Below are 16,715 nucleotides of genomic sequence, written 5' to 3' on the forward strand. Positions count from 1 at the left end.
GTACGTTCTTTGGGCGCAGGTAAAGGTCAAAAGAGTGGCAGCAACCTGAAGGGAGACGAAAATGGCAAGTCCAATTTTACCGGGTACGGGCTTAGGCTCTGGCCTGGATATCGGTGCGATCGTCACTGCGCTGGTCAACGCCGACAAATCGGCGAAACAGACGCAGATCGATACTCAGACCAAAACCAACACGCTGAAGATTTCCGGTGTCGGTTCCCTGAAAAGCGCACTGACGGCCTTTCAGACGGCGCTGACCAATCTCGGTAGCAAGACCAATCCGGTGTTTGCGGGCTATACCGCCACTTCGGGTACCCCGTCGATTCTCGGTGCGACTTCCGACAACACCGCCGTTGCCGGTACCTACAGCGTTGTTGTGAATAACCTGGCCACCAGCTCGAAAGTCGCCAGTGCGTCTTTCGCCGGCGGTGCGGCCAGTGCCATTCCGAGTGGTACTTTGAAAATCAGTCAGAATGGCACTGATTACGATGTCACGATTCCAGCCAATGCGACCCTGCAGAGCACCCGGGATGCGATCAACTCCGCGCAGGCGAGTAATGGTATTTCTGCCAACATCGTGACCGACAGCAGCGGTGCGTCGCGACTGGTGATCAGCTCCAGCAAGACCGGCGCGGGTTCCGACCTTGTGGTCAGCGGTATCGCCGGCCTTGATATCGACGGTACCCAACCGATGGGCGCTAACCCTTCGGCCACCAGTTCGGGGGCTGTCAACGGGGTTGCGGTGGATGCATCGCTGACCATCGATGGTCTGGCAGTGACCAGCAAGAGCAATACGGTGACCGGCGCAGTCAGCGGCCTGACCCTGAACCTGGCGTCGGTGAGTCCAGGTACGCCGCCGGCTGCGGCGACCGTCACCGTCGCGACCAACACCACCGGATTGCAGACGTCGATCCAGTCGTTCGTCGACTCCTACAACACCCTGATGAACACCATCAATTCCCTGTCCAAGGCGACCGCGGATGCCGATGGCAACCTGACGGTTCAGGCGGCGTTTACCGGTGATTCGATGTCGCGCACACTGATCTCCGATATCCGCGGCGTGCTGACCGCTCCCGGGGCGGGTGGTCCATTGGCGGTGCTATCGCAGATCGGCGTGTTGACGAACGAGAAAACCGGCAACCTGGCGTTCAACACCACGGCGTTCAACGAGAAGATGGCCATCAACGGTATGAGCGGCCAGATGCAGCAGTTGTTCAACGGTAGCAATGCTACCAACGGCCTGCTGGCGCGCATGGGTACCGCAATCAAGCCTTATGTGCAGACGGGTGGGTTGCTGGACCAGCGCAATACCAACCTGCAGAGCGTGAGCAAGAACCTTTCAACTCAGCAGACTGCGTTGGACTTTCGTGTCGCCAACATGACCAAGACATTGACCGCCAAATACAACGCAATGGACCTGTTGGTCGGGCAAATGAAGGCGACGGCGACGAACATCACCTCGTTCTTCACTTCCTTGAACGCCCAGAAGTCCAACAGCTAGTCATGAGTTGACGAAAAAACCCGGCTACGCATTTTCGCGTGTGCCGGGTTTTTGTCTTTTGCTCTAAAGTTTTCTGTCTTGCAGACGATACTCTGGCTATACGAGTCATTGTGGTAATGAGGTAGAACATGAATCCAATGTTAGCCCTTCGGCAGTATCAGAAAGTGGGGGCGCACGCCCAGACGTCCGAAGCAAGTCCGCATCGTTTGGTACAGATGCTCATGGAAGGTGGCCTGGACCGGATCGCTCAGGCCAAAGGCGCGCTGGAGCGCAAGGACATTCCCGGCAAGTGTGTGTCGATCAGCAAGGCGATCGGCATCATCGGTGGCTTGCGTGAAGGCCTGGATCTTGAAAATTGCGCCGAAGCGGTGGGCGAACTCGACAGTCTTTATATTTACATGATGAAGCGTCTGGCCGAGGCGAACATCAGCAGCGATCCGAAAATTCTCGATGAAGTCGCGGGGTTGCTGCGCACGGTGAAAGAAGGCTGGGACGGCATTGCTGCGCCAGGTCCGCAGTTCTAGGGAGATCGCCATGAGTCTTGTATTGCAGCGAATAGAACAAACTCGAGAAGCGTTGGTCGGTGCTCTGGCCGAGCGCAACTGGGAGGCTATCGGTCAATTGGACCTGGATTGCCGTTCCTGCATGGAAGACGTCTTGAGCGAGGCTTCGCTGGACGAAGAAGTTCTGCGTAGCAATCTTGAGGAGTTGCTGTATGTCTACAAGCAGCTACTTGAGGTGGCGATGGGGGAGAGGCAGGCGATAGTCGATGAAATGTCTCAGATCCAGCAAGCGCGGAACGCAGCAAAGGTTTACCATCTGTTTGGATAATTAACCCCAAGTTAATCCAGATATGTGCGCCATAAATTTGACTGTGCACGGTTTTTTGACTTAACTAGTGGCTGGTTCCAGATTTCAGTCGTCTTCAGGCATAACGTGTCTGCAAGCGTCTAGCTTGCCCCAGCATTTTGGGCATTGAGTTGACTAGGGAAGTTGCTATTGCATGTGGCGTGAAACCAAAATTCTGCTGATTGATGACGATAGCGTCCGCCGCCGCGACCTGGCGGTGATTTTGAATTTTCTCGGTGAAGAAAATTTACCCTGCGGTAGCCATGACTGGCAGCAGGCTGTCGGCTCTTTGTCATCAAGTCGTGAAGTAATCTGTGTCCTCATCGGGACGGTCAATGCTCCTGGTGCACTACTGGGCTTGTTAAAGACACTCTCGACCTGGGATGAGTTCCTTCCGGTTTTGTTAATGGGCGATAATTCTTCCATTGACCTGCCGGAAGACCAGCGTCGTCGAGTGCTTTCAACCCTGGAAATGCCGCCCAGCTACAGCAAATTGCTCGATTCGCTGCACCGTGCCCAGGTCTATCGCGAGATGTACGACCAGGCCCGCGAGCGCGGTCGTCATCGCGAACCCAATCTTTTCCGCAGTCTTGTCGGCACCAGCCGGGCGATTCAACACGTCCGCCAGATGATGCAGCAAGTCGCCGATACCGATGCCAGCGTGCTGATCCTCGGTGAGTCCGGAACGGGCAAGGAAGTGGTTGCGCGCAACCTGCATTACCATTCCAAGCGCCGCGAAGCGCCGTTCGTGCCGGTCAACTGCGGGGCGATCCCGGCCGAGTTGCTGGAAAGCGAACTGTTCGGTCATGAGAAGGGCGCCTTCACCGGGGCGATCACCAGCCGCGCCGGTCGATTCGAGCTGGCCAACGGCGGCACCCTGTTCCTCGATGAAATCGGCGACATGCCGCTGCCGATGCAGGTCAAGCTGCTGCGCGTGTTGCAGGAGCGTACCTTCGAGCGCGTGGGCAGCAACAAGACCCAGAGCGTCGACGTGCGCATCATTGCGGCGACCCACAAGAATCTCGAAAGCATGATCGAGATCGGCACCTTCCGCGAAGACTTGTACTACCGCTTGAATGTGTTCCCGATCGAGATGGCGCCGCTGCGTGAGCGCGTCGAAGACATTCCGCTGCTGATGAACGAGCTGATCTCGCGCATGGAGCACGAGAAGCGCGGGTCGATCCGGTTCAACTCGGCGGCGATCATGTCGCTGTGCCGGCATGCCTGGCCGGGCAACGTCCGCGAACTGGCCAACCTGGTGGAACGCATGGCGATCATGCATCCCTACGGCGTGATCGGCGTGGTCGAGTTGCCGAAGAAATTCCGCTACGTCGATGATGAAGACGAGCAGATGGTCGACAGCCTGCGCAGTGACCTGGAAGAGCGTGTGGCCATCAACGGTCATACACCGGACTTCACGACCAACGCCATGTTGCCTCCGGAGGGCCTGGACCTTAAGGACTACCTCGGTGGTCTGGAGCAAGGCTTGATTCAGCAGGCGCTGGATGATGCCAACGGCATTGTGGCGCGCGCGGCCGAGCGGTTGCGTATCCGTCGCACCACGCTGGTGGAAAAGATGCGCAAGTACGGCATGAGCCGTCGTGATGGAGACGAACAGGCGGATGATTGACGCCTGTTTTTCAAGTCATTCATTTATAAGAAGTTTTTTTTAGGCACGGGTATTGCTACGTCCCTCGCAACGTTCCGTTTCACTGACGGTCAGCCAAGCGAGAGAGCACAATGCCCCAAGCCGCCCAGATGTCTCCTGTCCTTGATGCTTCGCGGCAACCGTCGTCCGTAGAGCAGGCGAGTCGGCTGGGCCTTGAGCAGGCATTCGCACTGTTCAATCAGATGTCCACTCAATTGACTGATTCCTACAGCATGCTTGAAGCCCGGGTAACCGAGCTCAAGGGTGAACTGGCGGTGGTCAGCGCCCAGCGCATGCAGGAGCTGGCGGAAAAGGAACGCCTGGCCAACCGCCTGCAAAACCTCCTTGATCTGTTACCCGGCGGTGTCATCGTCATTGACGCCCAGGGCATCGTGCGCGAAGCCAATCCGGCGGCGTGCGAGTTGCTGGGGCTGCCGCTGGAAGGCGAGTTGTGGCGCCACGTCATTGCCCGCTGTTTTGCGCCGCGCGAAGACGATGGTCATGAAGTCTCCCTCAAGGATGGTCGGCGCCTGTCGATCGCCACGCGCTCGCTGGACGCCGAGCCCGGCCAGTTGGTGTTGCTCAACGACCTGACCGAAACCCGCCATCTGCAGGATCAACTGGCCCGTCATGAGCGTCTGTCGTCATTGGGGCGCATGGTCGCTTCATTGGCTCATCAGATACGCACGCCGTTGTCCGCCGCGTTGCTGTATGCCAGCCATTTGACCGAACAAGAGCTGCCGGTCGCTACCCGGCAGCGCTTTGCCGGGCGCCTCAAGGAGCGCCTGCACGAGCTCGAGCACCAGGTGCGCGATATGCTGGTGTTCGCCCGGGGCGAGTTGCCGCTGACCGACCGCGTGACGCCAGGACAATTGATGCAATCGTTGCAAGCGGCGGCGCTGACCCACGTACAGGATCTGCCGATCCGCTGGCAGTGCGACAGTCACTCGGGGGAGTTGCTGTGCAATCGCGACACCCTGGTCGGCGCGGTCCTCAATCTGATCGAGAACGCCATTCAGGCCAGCGCCGGTCAATTGCGCCTCAAGATTCACCTCTACACCCGCGGCAACAACCTGCGCCTGTGCGTCAGCGACAGCGGCAGCGGTATCGACGCCGCTGTTCTGGCGCGATTGGGCGAACCCTTTTTTACCACCAGGGCCACCGGCACAGGCCTTGGCCTGACCGTGGTCAAGGCGGTGGCGCGTGCTCATCGGGGCGAATTGCAGCTGCGCTCGCGGCTCGGTCGCGGCACTTGCGCGCAGGTGATTCTGCCGTTGTTCAGCAGCGCTCAAGGCGCGGAGTGACGCAGATGGCTATCAAGGTTCTGCTGGTCGAGGACGACCGCGCGTTGCGCGAGGCACTGGCTGATACGTTGCTGCTCGCGGGACATGATTACAAGGCGGTGGGGTCGGCAGAGGAGGCGTTGCTTGCCGTCGGCGGCGAGGCCTTCAGCCTGGTGATCAGTGACGTCAATATGCCGGGCATGGACGGCCACCAGTTGCTTGGCCTGCTGCGAGCGCGGCAGCCGCAGTTGCCGGTGTTGCTGATGACGGCTCACGGTGCGGTCGAGCGCGCGGTCGATGCGATGCGCCAGGGGGCGGCGGACTATCTGGTCAAGCCATTCGAGCCCAAGGCGTTGCTCGATCTGGTGGGGCGGCATGCCCTGGGCAGTCTCGGCCTGACCGAGGGCGAAGGGCCGATAGCATTCGAACCGGCGAGCGCGCAGTTGCTCGAATTGGCGGCGCGGGTCGCACGCAGCGATTCCACGGTGTTGATCTCGGGTGAGTCGGGCACGGGCAAGGAAGTGCTGGCGCGTTATATCCATCAGCATTCTCACCGCGCCAGTCAGCCGTTCATCGCGATCAACTGTGCAGCGATCCCGGACAACATGCTCGAGGCGACCTTGTTCGGTCATGAGAAGGGCTCCTTCACCGGCGCCATTGCCGCGCAAGCCGGCAAGTTCGAGCAGGCCGACGGCGGCACCATTTTGCTCGATGAAATTTCCGAAATGCCCCTGGGGCTCCAGGCCAAATTACTGCGTGTGTTGCAAGAGCGCGAGGTCGAAAGGGTTGGCGCGCGCAAACCGATCACGCTGGATATTCGCGTAGTCGCCACCACCAATCGTGACCTTGCGGGTGAAGTGGCGGCGGGGCGTTTCCGCGAGGACCTCTACTATCGCCTGTCGGTGTTTCCCCTGGCCTGGCGCCCGTTGCGCGAGCGCACCGCCGACATCCTGCCGCTGGCCGAGCGACTGCTGGCCCGGCACGTCAATAAAATGAAGCATTCGCCTGCCAGGTTGTCGCCCGAAGCTCAGGCGTGCCTGATCGGTTATCCATGGCCGGGTAACGTTCGTGAGCTGGACAACGCGATTCAGCGTGCGCTGATTCTGCAGCAGGGCGGCTTGATCCAACCGCAGGATTTCTGCCTCGCCGGGCCGGTGGCTTGCGCGCCACTGCCTGCGTTGGCGCAGGCGCCGGTACGCCCCGTGGAGGTCGAGTCCGAGTCGGCCGGTGCGCTGGGCGATGACCTGCGTCGCCGTGAATTCCAGATGATCATCGATACCTTGCGCGCCGAGCGCGGTCGTCGCAAAGAGGCGGCCGAGCGCCTGGGCATCAGCCCGCGAACCCTGCGCTACAAGCTGGCGCAGATGCGCGATGCCGGCATGGATGTGGAAGCCATTTTGTTCGCCACCTGACTGTGGGAGCGAGCCTGCTCGCGATGGACTCATGAGCGCCGCGTTTATCCTGCTGCCCCGCGTTATCGTTAACGACCATCGCGAGCAGGGCTCGCTCCCACATAGATCGGAATGAAGTTCGGGACGGGCTTTTGTTCAGAGTGGCCATGGAGCTGGCACCCTTGTTGCTAACACCTCATTACCCGCCGAGTGAGTGTCAAAAAATTGCGGGTCGTCAAAGAGAGAGACCATGAGCCAAGGTATTGAATTCAATCGGTTGATGCTCGACATGCGCGCCATGCAAATGGATGCCATGTCTGCGCCGAAATCGACTGCCGTCCCTGAAGTGGCGGGCAGCAGCTTTTCCGACATGCTCGGCCAGGCCGTCAATAAAGTGAACGACACGCAACAGGCTTCCTCTCAGTTGGCCAGCGCCTTCGAAATCGGCAAAAGCGGTGTCGACCTCACAGACGTGATGATTTCCTCGCAGAAGGCCAGCGTGTCATTCCAGGCATTGACCCAGGTGCGCAACAAGCTGGTTCAGGCCTACCAAGACATCATGCAGATGCCGGTTTAAAGGACGAGATTGAGTCATGGCAGAAGCAGTCGCCGATAATGTTCCGGCCAAGGCCACTCCAATAGACGGCAAGCCGCCGCTGTTCGGGTTGTCCTTCCTGGAAAACCTCTCCGAGATGACCATGTTGCGTCAGGTGGGCCTGTTGGTCGGCCTGGCGGCGAGCGTGGCGATTGGTTTTGCCGTGGTGTTGTGGTCCCAGCAACCGGACTACCGGCCTCTGTACGGCAGCCTTGCCGGCATGGACGCCAAGCAGGTCATGGATACCCTGGCCGCAGCCGATATCCCCTACACCGTCGAACCCAATTCCGGTGCCTTGCTGGTCAAGGCCGATGACCTGTCCCGTGCGCGGCTCAAGCTCGCGGCCGCTGGTGTCACTCCCAGCGACGGCAACATCGGTTTTGAAATCCTCGACAAGGAACAGGGACTGGGCACCAGCCAGTTCATGGAAGCGACCCGCTATCGTCGCGGCCTCGAAGGCGAACTGGCCCGTACCATCTCCAGCCTGAACAACGTCAAGGGTGCCCGCGTGCACCTGGCGATCCCGAAAAGTTCGGTGTTCGTGCGCGACGAGCGCAAGCCGAGCGCTTCGGTGCTGGTTGAACTGTATTCCGGTCGCTCCCTCGAACCTGGCCAGGTCGTGGCCATCATCAACCTGGTGGCGACCAGTGTTCCTGAACTCAGCAAATCGCAGATCACCGTGGTCGACCAGAAGGGCAACCTGCTCTCGGATCAGGCGGAAAACTCCGAACTGACCATGGCCGGCAAGCAGTTCGACTACAGCCGCCGCATGGAAAGCATGCTCACCCAGCGCGTGCACAACATCCTGCAGCCAGTGCTGGGCAACGACCGTTACAAGGCTGAAGTCTCGGCCGACGTGGACTTCAGTGCGGTCGAGTCGACTTCCGAGCAATTCAACCCGGATCAGCCGGCCCTGCGCAGCGAGCAGTCGGTCAACGAACAGCGTACCGCCAGCAACGGTCCGCAAGGTGTGCCGGGTGCCTTGAGCAACCAGCCGCCGTCGCCGGCCTCCGCGCCGCAAACCACCGGTGGCGCCACTGCGTCGGCCGGCATGGTGCAGCCAGGCCAGCCGCTGATCGATGCCAACGGCCAGCAGATCATGGACCCGGCCACCGGTCAGCCGATGCTCGCGCCGTACCCGGCGGACAAGCGTCAGCAATCGACCAGGAACTTCGAGCTCGACCGTTCCATCAGTCATACCAAGCAGCAACAGGGCCGATTGAATCGCCTGTCGGTGTCGGTGGTGGTCGATGATCAGGTCAAGATCAACCCGGCCAGCGGCGAAACCACCCGTGCGCCATGGAGCGCTGATGAATTGGCGCGCTTCACTCGCCTGGTCCAGGACGCGGTCGGCTTCGATGCCAGCCGTGGTGACAGCGTCAGCGTGATCAACATGCCGTTCTCCGCCGAGCGCGGTGAAGCGATTGCCGAAATTCCGTTCTACTCCCAGCCGTGGTTCTGGGACATCGTCAAGCAAGTGCTGGGTGTGCTGTTCATTCTGGTGCTGGTGTTCGGTGTGCTGCGTCCGGTGCTCAACAACATCACCGGTGGCGGCAAGGGCAAGCAGCTTGTTGGCTTGGGTAGCGATGTCGAGTTGGGTGGCATGGGCGGTCTGGATGGCGAACTGGCCAACGACCGTGTCAGCCTCGGTGGCCCGACCAGCATCCTGCTGCCGAGCCCGAGCGAAGGCTATGACGCTCAGTTGAACGCAATCAAGAGTCTGGTGGCAGAAGATCCGGGTCGTGTGGCCCAGGTCGTGAAAGAGTGGATTAACGCAGATGAGTGATAACCGAGCCGTTGCCGCCAAACTGTCCAAGGTCGACAAAGCCGCAATCCTGTTGTTGTCCCTGGGCTCCACCGACGCTGCCCAGGTGCTGCGCCACATGGGCCCCAAAGAGGTTCAGCGGGTGGGCGTGGCCATGGCCCAGATGGGTAATGTGCACCGCGAGCAGGTCGAGCAGGTGATGAGCGAGTTCGTCGATATCGTCGGCGACCAGACCAGCCTGGGCGTCGGTTCCGACGACTATGTGCGCAAGATGCTCACCCAGGCCCTGGGCGAAGACAAGGCCAACGGCCTGATCGACCGCATTCTGCTCGGTGGCAACACCAGCGGCCTCGATAGCCTGAAGTGGATGGAGCCGCGCGCCGTCGCCGACGTGATCCGCTATGAGCACCCGCAGATCCAGGCGATCGTGGTGGCGTACCTCGATCCGGACCAGGCGGGTGAAGTGCTCGGCAACTTCGACCACAAGGTGCGGCTCGACATCATCCTGCGGGTGTCCTCGCTGAATACCGTACAGCCGGCGGCCCTGAAGGAGCTCAACCAGATTCTCGAGAAGCAGTTCTCCGGCAACTCGAACGCCTCGCGCACCACCCTGGGTGGCATCAAGCGTGCGGCGGACATCATGAACTTCCTCGACAGCTCCATCGAAGGCCAGCTCATGGACTCGATCCGCGAAGTCGACGAAGACCTGTCCGGTCAGATCGAAGACCTCATGTTCGTCTTCAACAACCTGGCCGATGTCGACGACCGCGGGATCCAGGCGCTGCTCCGCGAGGTGTCCTCCGACGTGCTGGTGCTGGCCCTCAAGGGGTCGGACGAAGGCGTCAAGGAGAAGATCTTCAAGAACATGTCCAAGCGTGCGGCCGAACTGTTGCGCGACGACCTGGAAGCCAAGGGCCCGGTGCGCGTCAGCGACGTGGAAACCGCGCAGAAGGAAATCCTCACCATCGCCCGCCGTATGGCCGAAGCCGGAGAAATCGTTCTCGGCGGCAAGGGCGGCGAGGAAATGATCTAACACCATGGCCAAGCATGATGAATCGCCTACTGACCTGATCCGGGCCAGGGATGTCAGTGGCTTCGAGTCCTGGGCGCTGCCCAGTTTCGACCCGCCGGAGCCCGAGCCGGAACCAACGCCTGAACCCGAACCGCCGGAAATGGAGGAAGTGCCGCTGGAGGAAGTCCAGCCGCTGACCCTCGAAGAGCTCGAAAGCATTCGCCAGGAAGCCTACAACGAAGGCTTTGCCGTGGGCGAAAAAGAAGGTTTCCACAGCACCACGCTCAAGGTTCGTCAGGAAGCCGAAGTGGCACTTTCTGCGAAGATCGCGGGGTTGGAACAGCTGATGGCGCATCTGTTCGAGCCCATCGCCGAGCAGGACACCCAGATTGAAAAATCCCTGGTCGATCTCGTGCAGCACATCACCAGACAGGTGATTCAGCGCGAACTGGCCATCGACTCCACGCAAATCGAACACGTCATGCGCGAGGCTCTAAAGCTCTTGCCGCTGGGCGTGGGCAATGTGCGGCTGTACATCAATCCGCAGGATTTCGAACAGGTCAAAGCCCTGCGCGAACGCCATGAAGAGACCTGGCGCATCGTCGAGGACGAGTCGTTGTTGCCCGGCGGTTGCCGGGTCGAGACCGAACACAGCCGTATCGACGCCACAGTCGAAACCCGTGTCGCGCGGGTGATGGACAAGCTGCTCGACCAGCTGCACGAACAGTCCTTGCACCCGGCCGCACCGGACTTGAGCCTGGAACTGCCGGTCGACAGCAAGCCTGCTGCCGCGCCAGAAGCGGATGTGCCTGATGCGCCTTGAGCGCACCAGCTTCGCCAGGCGCCTGGGCAGTTACGCCGAGGCGACTACGCTTGCCGGCGCGCCGATCCTTGAGGGCCGCTTGCTGCGCATGGTCGGCCTGACCCTCGAAGCCGAAGGCCTGCGCGCCGCCATGGGCAGCCGCTGCATGGTCATCAATGACGACAGCTATCACCCGGTACAGGTTGAAGCCGAAGTGATGGGCTTCTCCGGCAGCAAGGTCTTTCTGATGCCGGTCGGCAGCGTCGCCGGCATTGCCCCCGGCGCGCGCGTCGTTCCCCTATCCGACACGGGGCGTCTGCCCATGGGCATGAGCATGCTCGGGCGGGTGCTCGATGGCGCCGGTCGTGCCCTGGACGGCAAGGGCGGGATGAAGGCCGAAGACTGGGTGCCGATGGATGGCCCGACCATCAACCCGCTCAAACGCGAACCGATCAGCGAACCGCTGGACGTGGGCATTCGTTGCATCAACGGCATGTTGACGGTCGGTCGCGGTCAGCGGCTGGGCCTGTTCGCCGGTACCGGTGTCGGTAAATCGGTGTTGCTGGGGATGATGACCCGCTTCACCGAGGCCGACATCATCGTCGTCGGGCTGATCGGTGAGCGGGGTCGTGAAGTCAAAGAATTCATCGAGCACATCCTCGGTGAGGAAGGGCTCAAGCGTTCGGTGGTGGTGGCGTCCCCGGCGGACGATGCACCGCTGATGCGTCTGCGCGCGGCGATGTATTGCACGCGCATCGCCGAGTATTTCCGCGACAAGGGCAAGAACGTCCTGTTGCTGATGGACTCCCTGACCCGTTTCGCCCAGGCCCAACGGGAAATCGCCCTGGCCATCGGCGAGCCGCCGGCGACCAAGGGCTATCCGCCGTCGGTCTTCGCCAAGCTGCCGAAACTGGTGGAGCGGGCCGGTAATGCGGAGAAGGGCGGTGGTTCGATCACCGCGTTCTACACCGTGCTGTCCGAAGGCGATGACCAGCAGGACCCGATTGCCGACTCGGCGCGGGGCGTGCTCGACGGGCACATCGTGCTGTCCCGGCGCCTGGCCGAAGAGGGGCATTACCCGGCCATCGATATCGAGGCGTCCATCAGCCGGGTGATGCCGGCGGTGGTCTCGCCGGAGCACATGGCCCGTGCGCAGTACTTCAAGCAGTTGTGGTCGCGTTATCAGCAGAGCCGCGATCTGATCAGCGTTGGCGCGTATGTCGTCGGCGGAGATCGCGAGACCGATCTGGCGATTTCCCTGCAGCCGCAATTGGTCAAATACCTGCGCCAGGGCCTTGACGACAGCATCAGCCTGGGCGAAAGCGAGGCGTATCTGGCCTCGATCTTCGCGCCCGCGGCTGGCGGTTAAACAGTCATGGCTCAGAGTCGGGCAGGAAGGCTGGCGCCGGTGGTGGAAATGGCCGAAAAGGCCGAGAAAACCGCGGTCCAGCGCCTGGGGCACTTTCAAGGTCAGGTTCGCCTGGCCGAAAGCAAACTCGCCGACCTTGAAGCCTTCCGTCTCGACTATCAGGAACAATGGATCGTACGCGGCAGCGGCGGCGTCTCGGGCCAATGGTTGCTCGGCTATCAGGGCTTTCTCGCGCAACTGGGCACGGCCATCGACCAGCAGCGGCAAAGCCTGACCTGGCATCAGAACAACCTGAACAAGGCGCGGGAAACCTGGCAGCAGGCGTTTGCCCGGGTCGAAGGCTTGCGCAAACTGGTTCAGCGCTATGCCGATGAGGCGCGGGCGCTTGAAGACCGGCGCGAACAGAAACTGCTGGATGAGTTGTCCCAGCGCTTGCCGCGTCAGGATGCGTACTGAAAAGATCGCAGCCTGCGGCAGCTCCTACGCAGGCTGCGATCTTTTGCTCTTGTCGTGATGCCTTGCTCCAACCTTTACCAAATGCTACACCTTGTACCAGCAAGTTCCCCAATGACAAGGAAGCCATGACATGTCAGTCGTTACCGAAGTGTCCCCTGATGGGCAAAAGTTGACGATATCGGTCAAAGGACGATTCGATTTCGCCAAGCATCAGGAGTTTCGTGAGTCCTACGAAGATAAACAGCTATCGGCGGTTGTGGTCGACCTGAAAGACGCCACTTACCTCGACAGCTCTGCCTTGGGCATGCTGCTGTTGCTGCGTGATCACGCCGGTGGCGACGACTCCGATGTGCGTGTCGTCAACAGCAGTACCGACGTGCGTAAAATCCTCGCCATTTCCAACTTCGACAAACTGTTCGACATCAGTTGATTGCCATGCAGCCACTGGAACCGCTGACGATCCTGATTGCCGAGGACAGCGCCGCCGATCGCCTGTTGCTGTCGAGCATCCTGCGCCGCCTGGGGCACGAAGTGCTGACGGCGGCCAACGGCGCCGAAGCTGTCGACGTGTTTCGCCTGCAACAACCGCACCTGGTGTTGATGGACGCGATGATGCCGGTGATGGACGGCTTCGAGGCGGCCCGGCAGATCAAGGCGCTGGCCGGGGAAACCCTGGTGCCGATCATCTTCCTCACGTCCTTGTCTGAAAGCGAAGCCCTGGCCCGTTGCCTGGAAGTCGGCGGTGACGACTTTCTGGCGAAACCGTACAACCAGGTGATTCTCGCTGCCAAGATCAAGGCGATGGATCGCTTGCGGCGCTTGCAGGACACCGTGCTGCAGCAGCGTGACCAGATCGCCCGGCACCACGACTACCTGCTCAACGAACAGCGCGTGGCCAAGGCTGTATTCGACAAGGTGGCGCACTCCGGCTGCCTGAATGCCGCTGCGAATATCCGTTACCTGCAATCACCCTATGCGCTGTTCAACGGCGACCTGCTGCTGGCCGCGTTCACCCCGGCCGGAGACATGCACGTGCTGCTGGGCGACTTCACCGGTCACGGCCTGCCGGCGGCGGTGGGTGCCATGCCCTTGGCCGAAGTCTTCTACGGAATGACCGCCAAGGGCTATGGCCTGGCGGAAACCCTGCGCGAGATGAATGCCAAGCTCAAACGCATTCTGCCGGTGGACATGTTCTGCTGCGCCACGTTGCTGTGCCTGAGTTTTCAACGTCGTTCGGTGGAAGTCTGGAACGGCGGCATGCCCGACGGTTACCTGCATCGTGTTGCCAGTGGCGAGCGAACGCCTCTGGCGGCGCGGCACCTGCCTTTGGGGGTGCTGAGCCCGGAGTCCTTCGATGAGCGTACCGAGGTGTTTCCCATGGTGCTCGGAGATCGGGTGTTTCTCCTGTCCGATGGGGTGATAGACACTTGTGACGCCAATGAACAGTTGTTTGGTGTGCAGCGATTGCAGCAGGTGTTTGCCGCCAATCGCCAGCCGGATGCGCTGTTCGAAGAGATCGAGCATGCGCTGCGACAGTTCGGCGGTGAAGCGCGCGACGATGTCAGCATGGTCGAAATCAGCCTGCTGGAGCCGGCGCAGATCACGCCGCCGGCGTTGGTCTACTCCGACAGCGGCCAGTCCTGCCCGCTGGACTGGTCGGTGAGTTTCGAATTTCGCGCCGCCACGCTCAAGCGCTTCAATCCGTTGCCCTATCTGTTGCAGTTGCTGCTTGAGGTGCATGGTCTGCGGGGCCAGAGCGGTGCGCTCTACAGTGTGCTGGCGGAACTCTATTCCAATGCGCTGGAGCATGGCGTGCTGGGGCTGGACTCGAGCCTCAAGCGCGATGCATCGGGTTTTGCGCGTTATTATCAGCAACGCAATACCCGGCTGGACGAACTTCAGGAAGGCTATGTACGGTTGCATTTGCAGGTGACGCCAACAGACGACGGCGGTTGCCTGACCATTCACATTGAAGACAGCGGCAAGGGTTTCGATGTCGAGCGGGTGATGAAAAGACCTATGGATGACATCCGCCTGTCGGGACGTGGGGTCAGTCTGATCCGTCAGTTGGGGCGTAATGCCCGCTGGACCGACGATGGTCGAAGTGCACGCGTGGAGTTTATCTGGAAGGCTGCGCAGTAATCCGCGCATTCTTGATCAAGGAGTGAGCAAATGAACGACAAAAACGACAAACATGTGGATCGCTGCGTGCTGAGTGCGTTGCAGGAAGTGATGGAAGAGAGTTATCCGGATTTGCTGGATATCTTTCTTGCGGACTCCGAGGAGCGCCTGAGCATCTTGCGAATGGCTGACAGTGTTGCACTGCTCGTTGCAACCGCTCATAGCTTCAAAGGCAGCAGCAGCAATATGGGTGCAGTCAAGCTGACCGAGCTCTGCCATCAACTTGAACAGCGGGCCAAAGATTTGCCATGGGCCGCCGTTCAGGAACTGGTCGGCAAAATCGATCGTGAGTTCGCCTCTATCCGGCCTCTGTACGAAGCCGAACGACAGCGTTGCACTGCGAAAATCTGAGTCTGCGCTTCATTTGGTCTCCTTCGAGCGAATCTGGCTCGACCTTTGCAATTAACTCGTCCAACTGTACTTACGAGCCCGTGCAGCGGAGACCGTTTCATGCCCGTTACCCCCAATATTCTGCTTCAGGCCTCCAGGCAGGCCAAGACTCAGGCCGCCTGCGCCAATCCTCCGGCGCAGACCGCTGAGCCCGGGGACAAGGCCGCAAGCTTCGCTCATGTCTATGCCAATCAGGCCCAGAGCAAGCCCAATGCGTCGGCGGATACCTGGGGCAAGCCGAGTCGCGAAAAAAGCGCCGATGTCGCCGGAGAAAAAGACGCTGGCGACGACCAGTCTGCCGCCGGGGAACCGGTGGTTGCCGATGGCGGCAAATCCTTGCCTTCCGACAGGCCGGTGCAGGCTGATGGCAAAACTGCCGACGATGATGCGTCAGATGCCGATCAAACGCTGGTCGTCGATACCGCACCGCTCGATCCGGCGCTTGATCCCTCATGGCTGCCGGTCCTTCAGCCCGCCGTGGCCGACACCGTGCAACCTGCCGTTGATGCGCCGGTTGCCGCCGCGGCTACGGCTGCAATCGTTCCTGCGCTGGCCACTACCGACGGCGATTTCGATCCCTCTACCGATCCTCTCGACGCATTGCCGGCGGTGCGCCTGGCCATGGAGCAGAGCGGTCACGTTTCGGCTTCCAGCCAGGCGCAGCCCAAGGCGGCACCGACTCAGACACAAGCCCAGGCTGACGGTGAGCTGACACCGGCGCAAAACTTTGCCGCCGGCATGACGACCCTGCTGGATGTTCAGGGCGACAAGAGCAGCACCGGTCAGGGCGACGATAAGGCTTTCAGTGGCTTGATCGATGACGGCCTGAAGGACCTCAAGTCCGCCAGCAGCGACACTCGTGTCGATGATTTCGCCAACCGTCTGGCCGCGCTGACCCAGGCGGCCACGCCAAAGACCGCTGATGCCTTGCCGGTGAACCAGCCGATCGCCTTGCATCAGAGCGGGTGGACCGAAGAGGTGGTGAACCGGGTCATGTACCTGTCCAGCGCCAATCTCAAGGCCGCGGACATCCAGTTGCAGCCCGCTGAACTCGGGCGTCTGGATATTCGGGTGAACATGGTTCCCGATCAACAGACCCAGGTCACGTTCATGAGCGCGCATCCGGGTGTCCGTGAGGCGCTGGATGGCCAGGTCCATCGCCTGCGCGACATGTTCGCGCAGCAAGGCATGGGGCAGGTCGATGTCAACGTTTCGGACCAGTCTCGTGGTTCGCAGAACCAGGGTCAAAACCAGCAGGCTCAAAGCGGTCGCAGCAATGCGAGCGGTGGCCGCCTCGACTCGATGGGTGAGGACATTGCACCGAGCGTCGCTGAAGTGGCCGCCAATACCACTAGCGTGATTGGCTCCAGCGCGGTCGATTACTACGCCTGACGAACACAACACCTAACCCTGTGGGAGCGAGCTTGCTCGCGATGAGGGCCTGGCAGTCAAGTTTTCATCGACTGCCGCACCGCT

At 60.7% G+C, this 16,715-nt stretch carries 16 protein-coding genes; all 16 read left to right on the top strand.

Translation table 11 applies throughout. The annotated features are described in order from the left end of the window. Positions 1 to 61 precede the first annotated feature (61 nt). The 16 genes from fliD to ACM6IK_RS17395 all read left to right on the top strand — a co-directional run bounded on the left by fliD (position 62) and on the right by ACM6IK_RS17395 (position 16,631). Positions 62 to 1,498, top strand: a complete 1,437-nt coding sequence (gene fliD / locus ACM6IK_RS17320; RefSeq protein ID WP_414875314.1) for a flagellar filament capping protein FliD — start codon at positions 62 to 64, stop codon at positions 1,496 to 1,498. A 128-nt stretch (positions 1,499 to 1,626) separates the two neighbouring features. Further along, positions 1,627 to 2,022 (top strand): flagellar export chaperone FliS, encoded by a 396-nt coding sequence (gene fliS, locus ACM6IK_RS17325; protein ID WP_414875315.1) that lies wholly within the window; start codon positions 1,627 to 1,629, stop codon positions 2,020 to 2,022. A gap of 10 nt (positions 2,023 to 2,032) precedes the next feature. Then, positions 2,033 to 2,329 (top strand): flagellar protein FliT, encoded by a 297-nt coding sequence (locus ACM6IK_RS17330; RefSeq protein WP_223461353.1) that lies wholly within the window; start codon positions 2,033 to 2,035, stop codon positions 2,327 to 2,329. Between the two features lie 172 nt (positions 2,330 to 2,501). Beyond that, positions 2,502 to 3,977: a sigma-54 dependent transcriptional regulator gene (locus tag ACM6IK_RS17335; RefSeq protein ID WP_108218637.1), complete on the top strand. Its 1,476-nt coding sequence runs from the start codon at positions 2,502 to 2,504 to the stop codon at positions 3,975 to 3,977. Between the two features lie 128 nt (positions 3,978 to 4,105). After that, the gene (locus tag ACM6IK_RS17340; RefSeq protein ID WP_414875324.1) at positions 4,106 to 5,299 is read left to right on the top strand and encodes a sensor histidine kinase; all 1,194 of its coding nucleotides are present in this window, start codon (positions 4,106 to 4,108) and stop codon (positions 5,297 to 5,299) included. Positions 5,300 to 5,304: 5 nt separating this feature from the next. Continuing rightward, a complete protein-coding gene (locus ACM6IK_RS17345; RefSeq protein WP_414875316.1) occupies positions 5,305 to 6,690 on the top strand; it encodes a sigma-54-dependent transcriptional regulator in 1,386 nt (461 codons plus the stop codon). A gap of 229 nt (positions 6,691 to 6,919) precedes the next feature. Then, positions 6,920 to 7,246, top strand: a complete 327-nt coding sequence (fliE, locus tag ACM6IK_RS17350) for a flagellar hook-basal body complex protein FliE (RefSeq protein ID WP_108218641.1) — start codon at positions 6,920 to 6,922, stop codon at positions 7,244 to 7,246. A 16-nt stretch (positions 7,247 to 7,262) separates the two neighbouring features. Then, positions 7,263 to 9,050, top strand: a complete 1,788-nt coding sequence (fliF, locus tag ACM6IK_RS17355) for a flagellar basal-body MS-ring/collar protein FliF (RefSeq protein WP_115948129.1) — start codon at positions 7,263 to 7,265, stop codon at positions 9,048 to 9,050. Continuing rightward, positions 9,043 to 10,062 (top strand): flagellar motor switch protein FliG, encoded by a 1,020-nt coding sequence (gene fliG / locus ACM6IK_RS17360; protein WP_007983391.1) that lies wholly within the window; start codon positions 9,043 to 9,045, stop codon positions 10,060 to 10,062. Before fliF ends, fliG begins: the two co-directional genes overlap by 8 nt. A gap of 4 nt (positions 10,063 to 10,066) precedes the next feature. Next, positions 10,067 to 10,864, top strand: a complete 798-nt coding sequence (gene fliH / locus ACM6IK_RS17365) for a flagellar assembly protein FliH (RefSeq protein WP_414875317.1) — start codon at positions 10,067 to 10,069, stop codon at positions 10,862 to 10,864. Continuing rightward, positions 10,854 to 12,212: a flagellar protein export ATPase FliI gene (gene fliI, locus ACM6IK_RS17370; RefSeq protein WP_414875318.1), complete on the top strand. Its 1,359-nt coding sequence runs from the start codon at positions 10,854 to 10,856 to the stop codon at positions 12,210 to 12,212. The genes fliH and fliI overlap by 11 nt, the downstream gene beginning before the upstream one ends. A 6-nt stretch (positions 12,213 to 12,218) precedes the next feature. Then, entirely contained in the window at positions 12,219 to 12,668 is a 450-nt protein-coding gene (gene fliJ, locus ACM6IK_RS17375; RefSeq protein ID WP_414875319.1) for a flagellar export protein FliJ, read from the top strand. A 130-nt stretch (positions 12,669 to 12,798) separates the two neighbouring features. Next, on the top strand, positions 12,799 to 13,098 hold the full coding sequence (locus ACM6IK_RS17380; protein ID WP_414875320.1) for an STAS domain-containing protein: 300 nt from the start codon (positions 12,799 to 12,801) through the stop codon (positions 13,096 to 13,098). A gap of 5 nt (positions 13,099 to 13,103) precedes the next feature. Then, positions 13,104 to 14,810 carry an ATP-binding SpoIIE family protein phosphatase gene (locus ACM6IK_RS17385; RefSeq protein WP_414875321.1) on the top strand — a complete coding sequence of 569 codons (1,707 nt, stop codon included), beginning with the start codon at positions 13,104 to 13,106 and terminating at the stop codon, positions 14,808 to 14,810. A gap of 30 nt (positions 14,811 to 14,840) precedes the next feature. Then, positions 14,841 to 15,200 carry an Hpt domain-containing protein gene (locus tag ACM6IK_RS17390; protein WP_414875322.1) on the top strand — a complete coding sequence of 120 codons (360 nt, stop codon included), beginning with the start codon at positions 14,841 to 14,843 and terminating at the stop codon, positions 15,198 to 15,200. A gap of 99 nt (positions 15,201 to 15,299) precedes the next feature. Beyond that, entirely contained in the window at positions 15,300 to 16,631 is a 1,332-nt protein-coding gene (locus ACM6IK_RS17395) for a flagellar hook-length control protein FliK (protein ID WP_414875323.1), read from the top strand. Positions 16,632 to 16,715 lie beyond the last annotated feature (84 nt).

The sequence above is a fragment of the Pseudomonas sp. IT-196MI5 genome (genome assembly GCF_949767415.1).
Lineage (GTDB): Bacteria > Pseudomonadota > Gammaproteobacteria > Pseudomonadales > Pseudomonadaceae > Aquipseudomonas.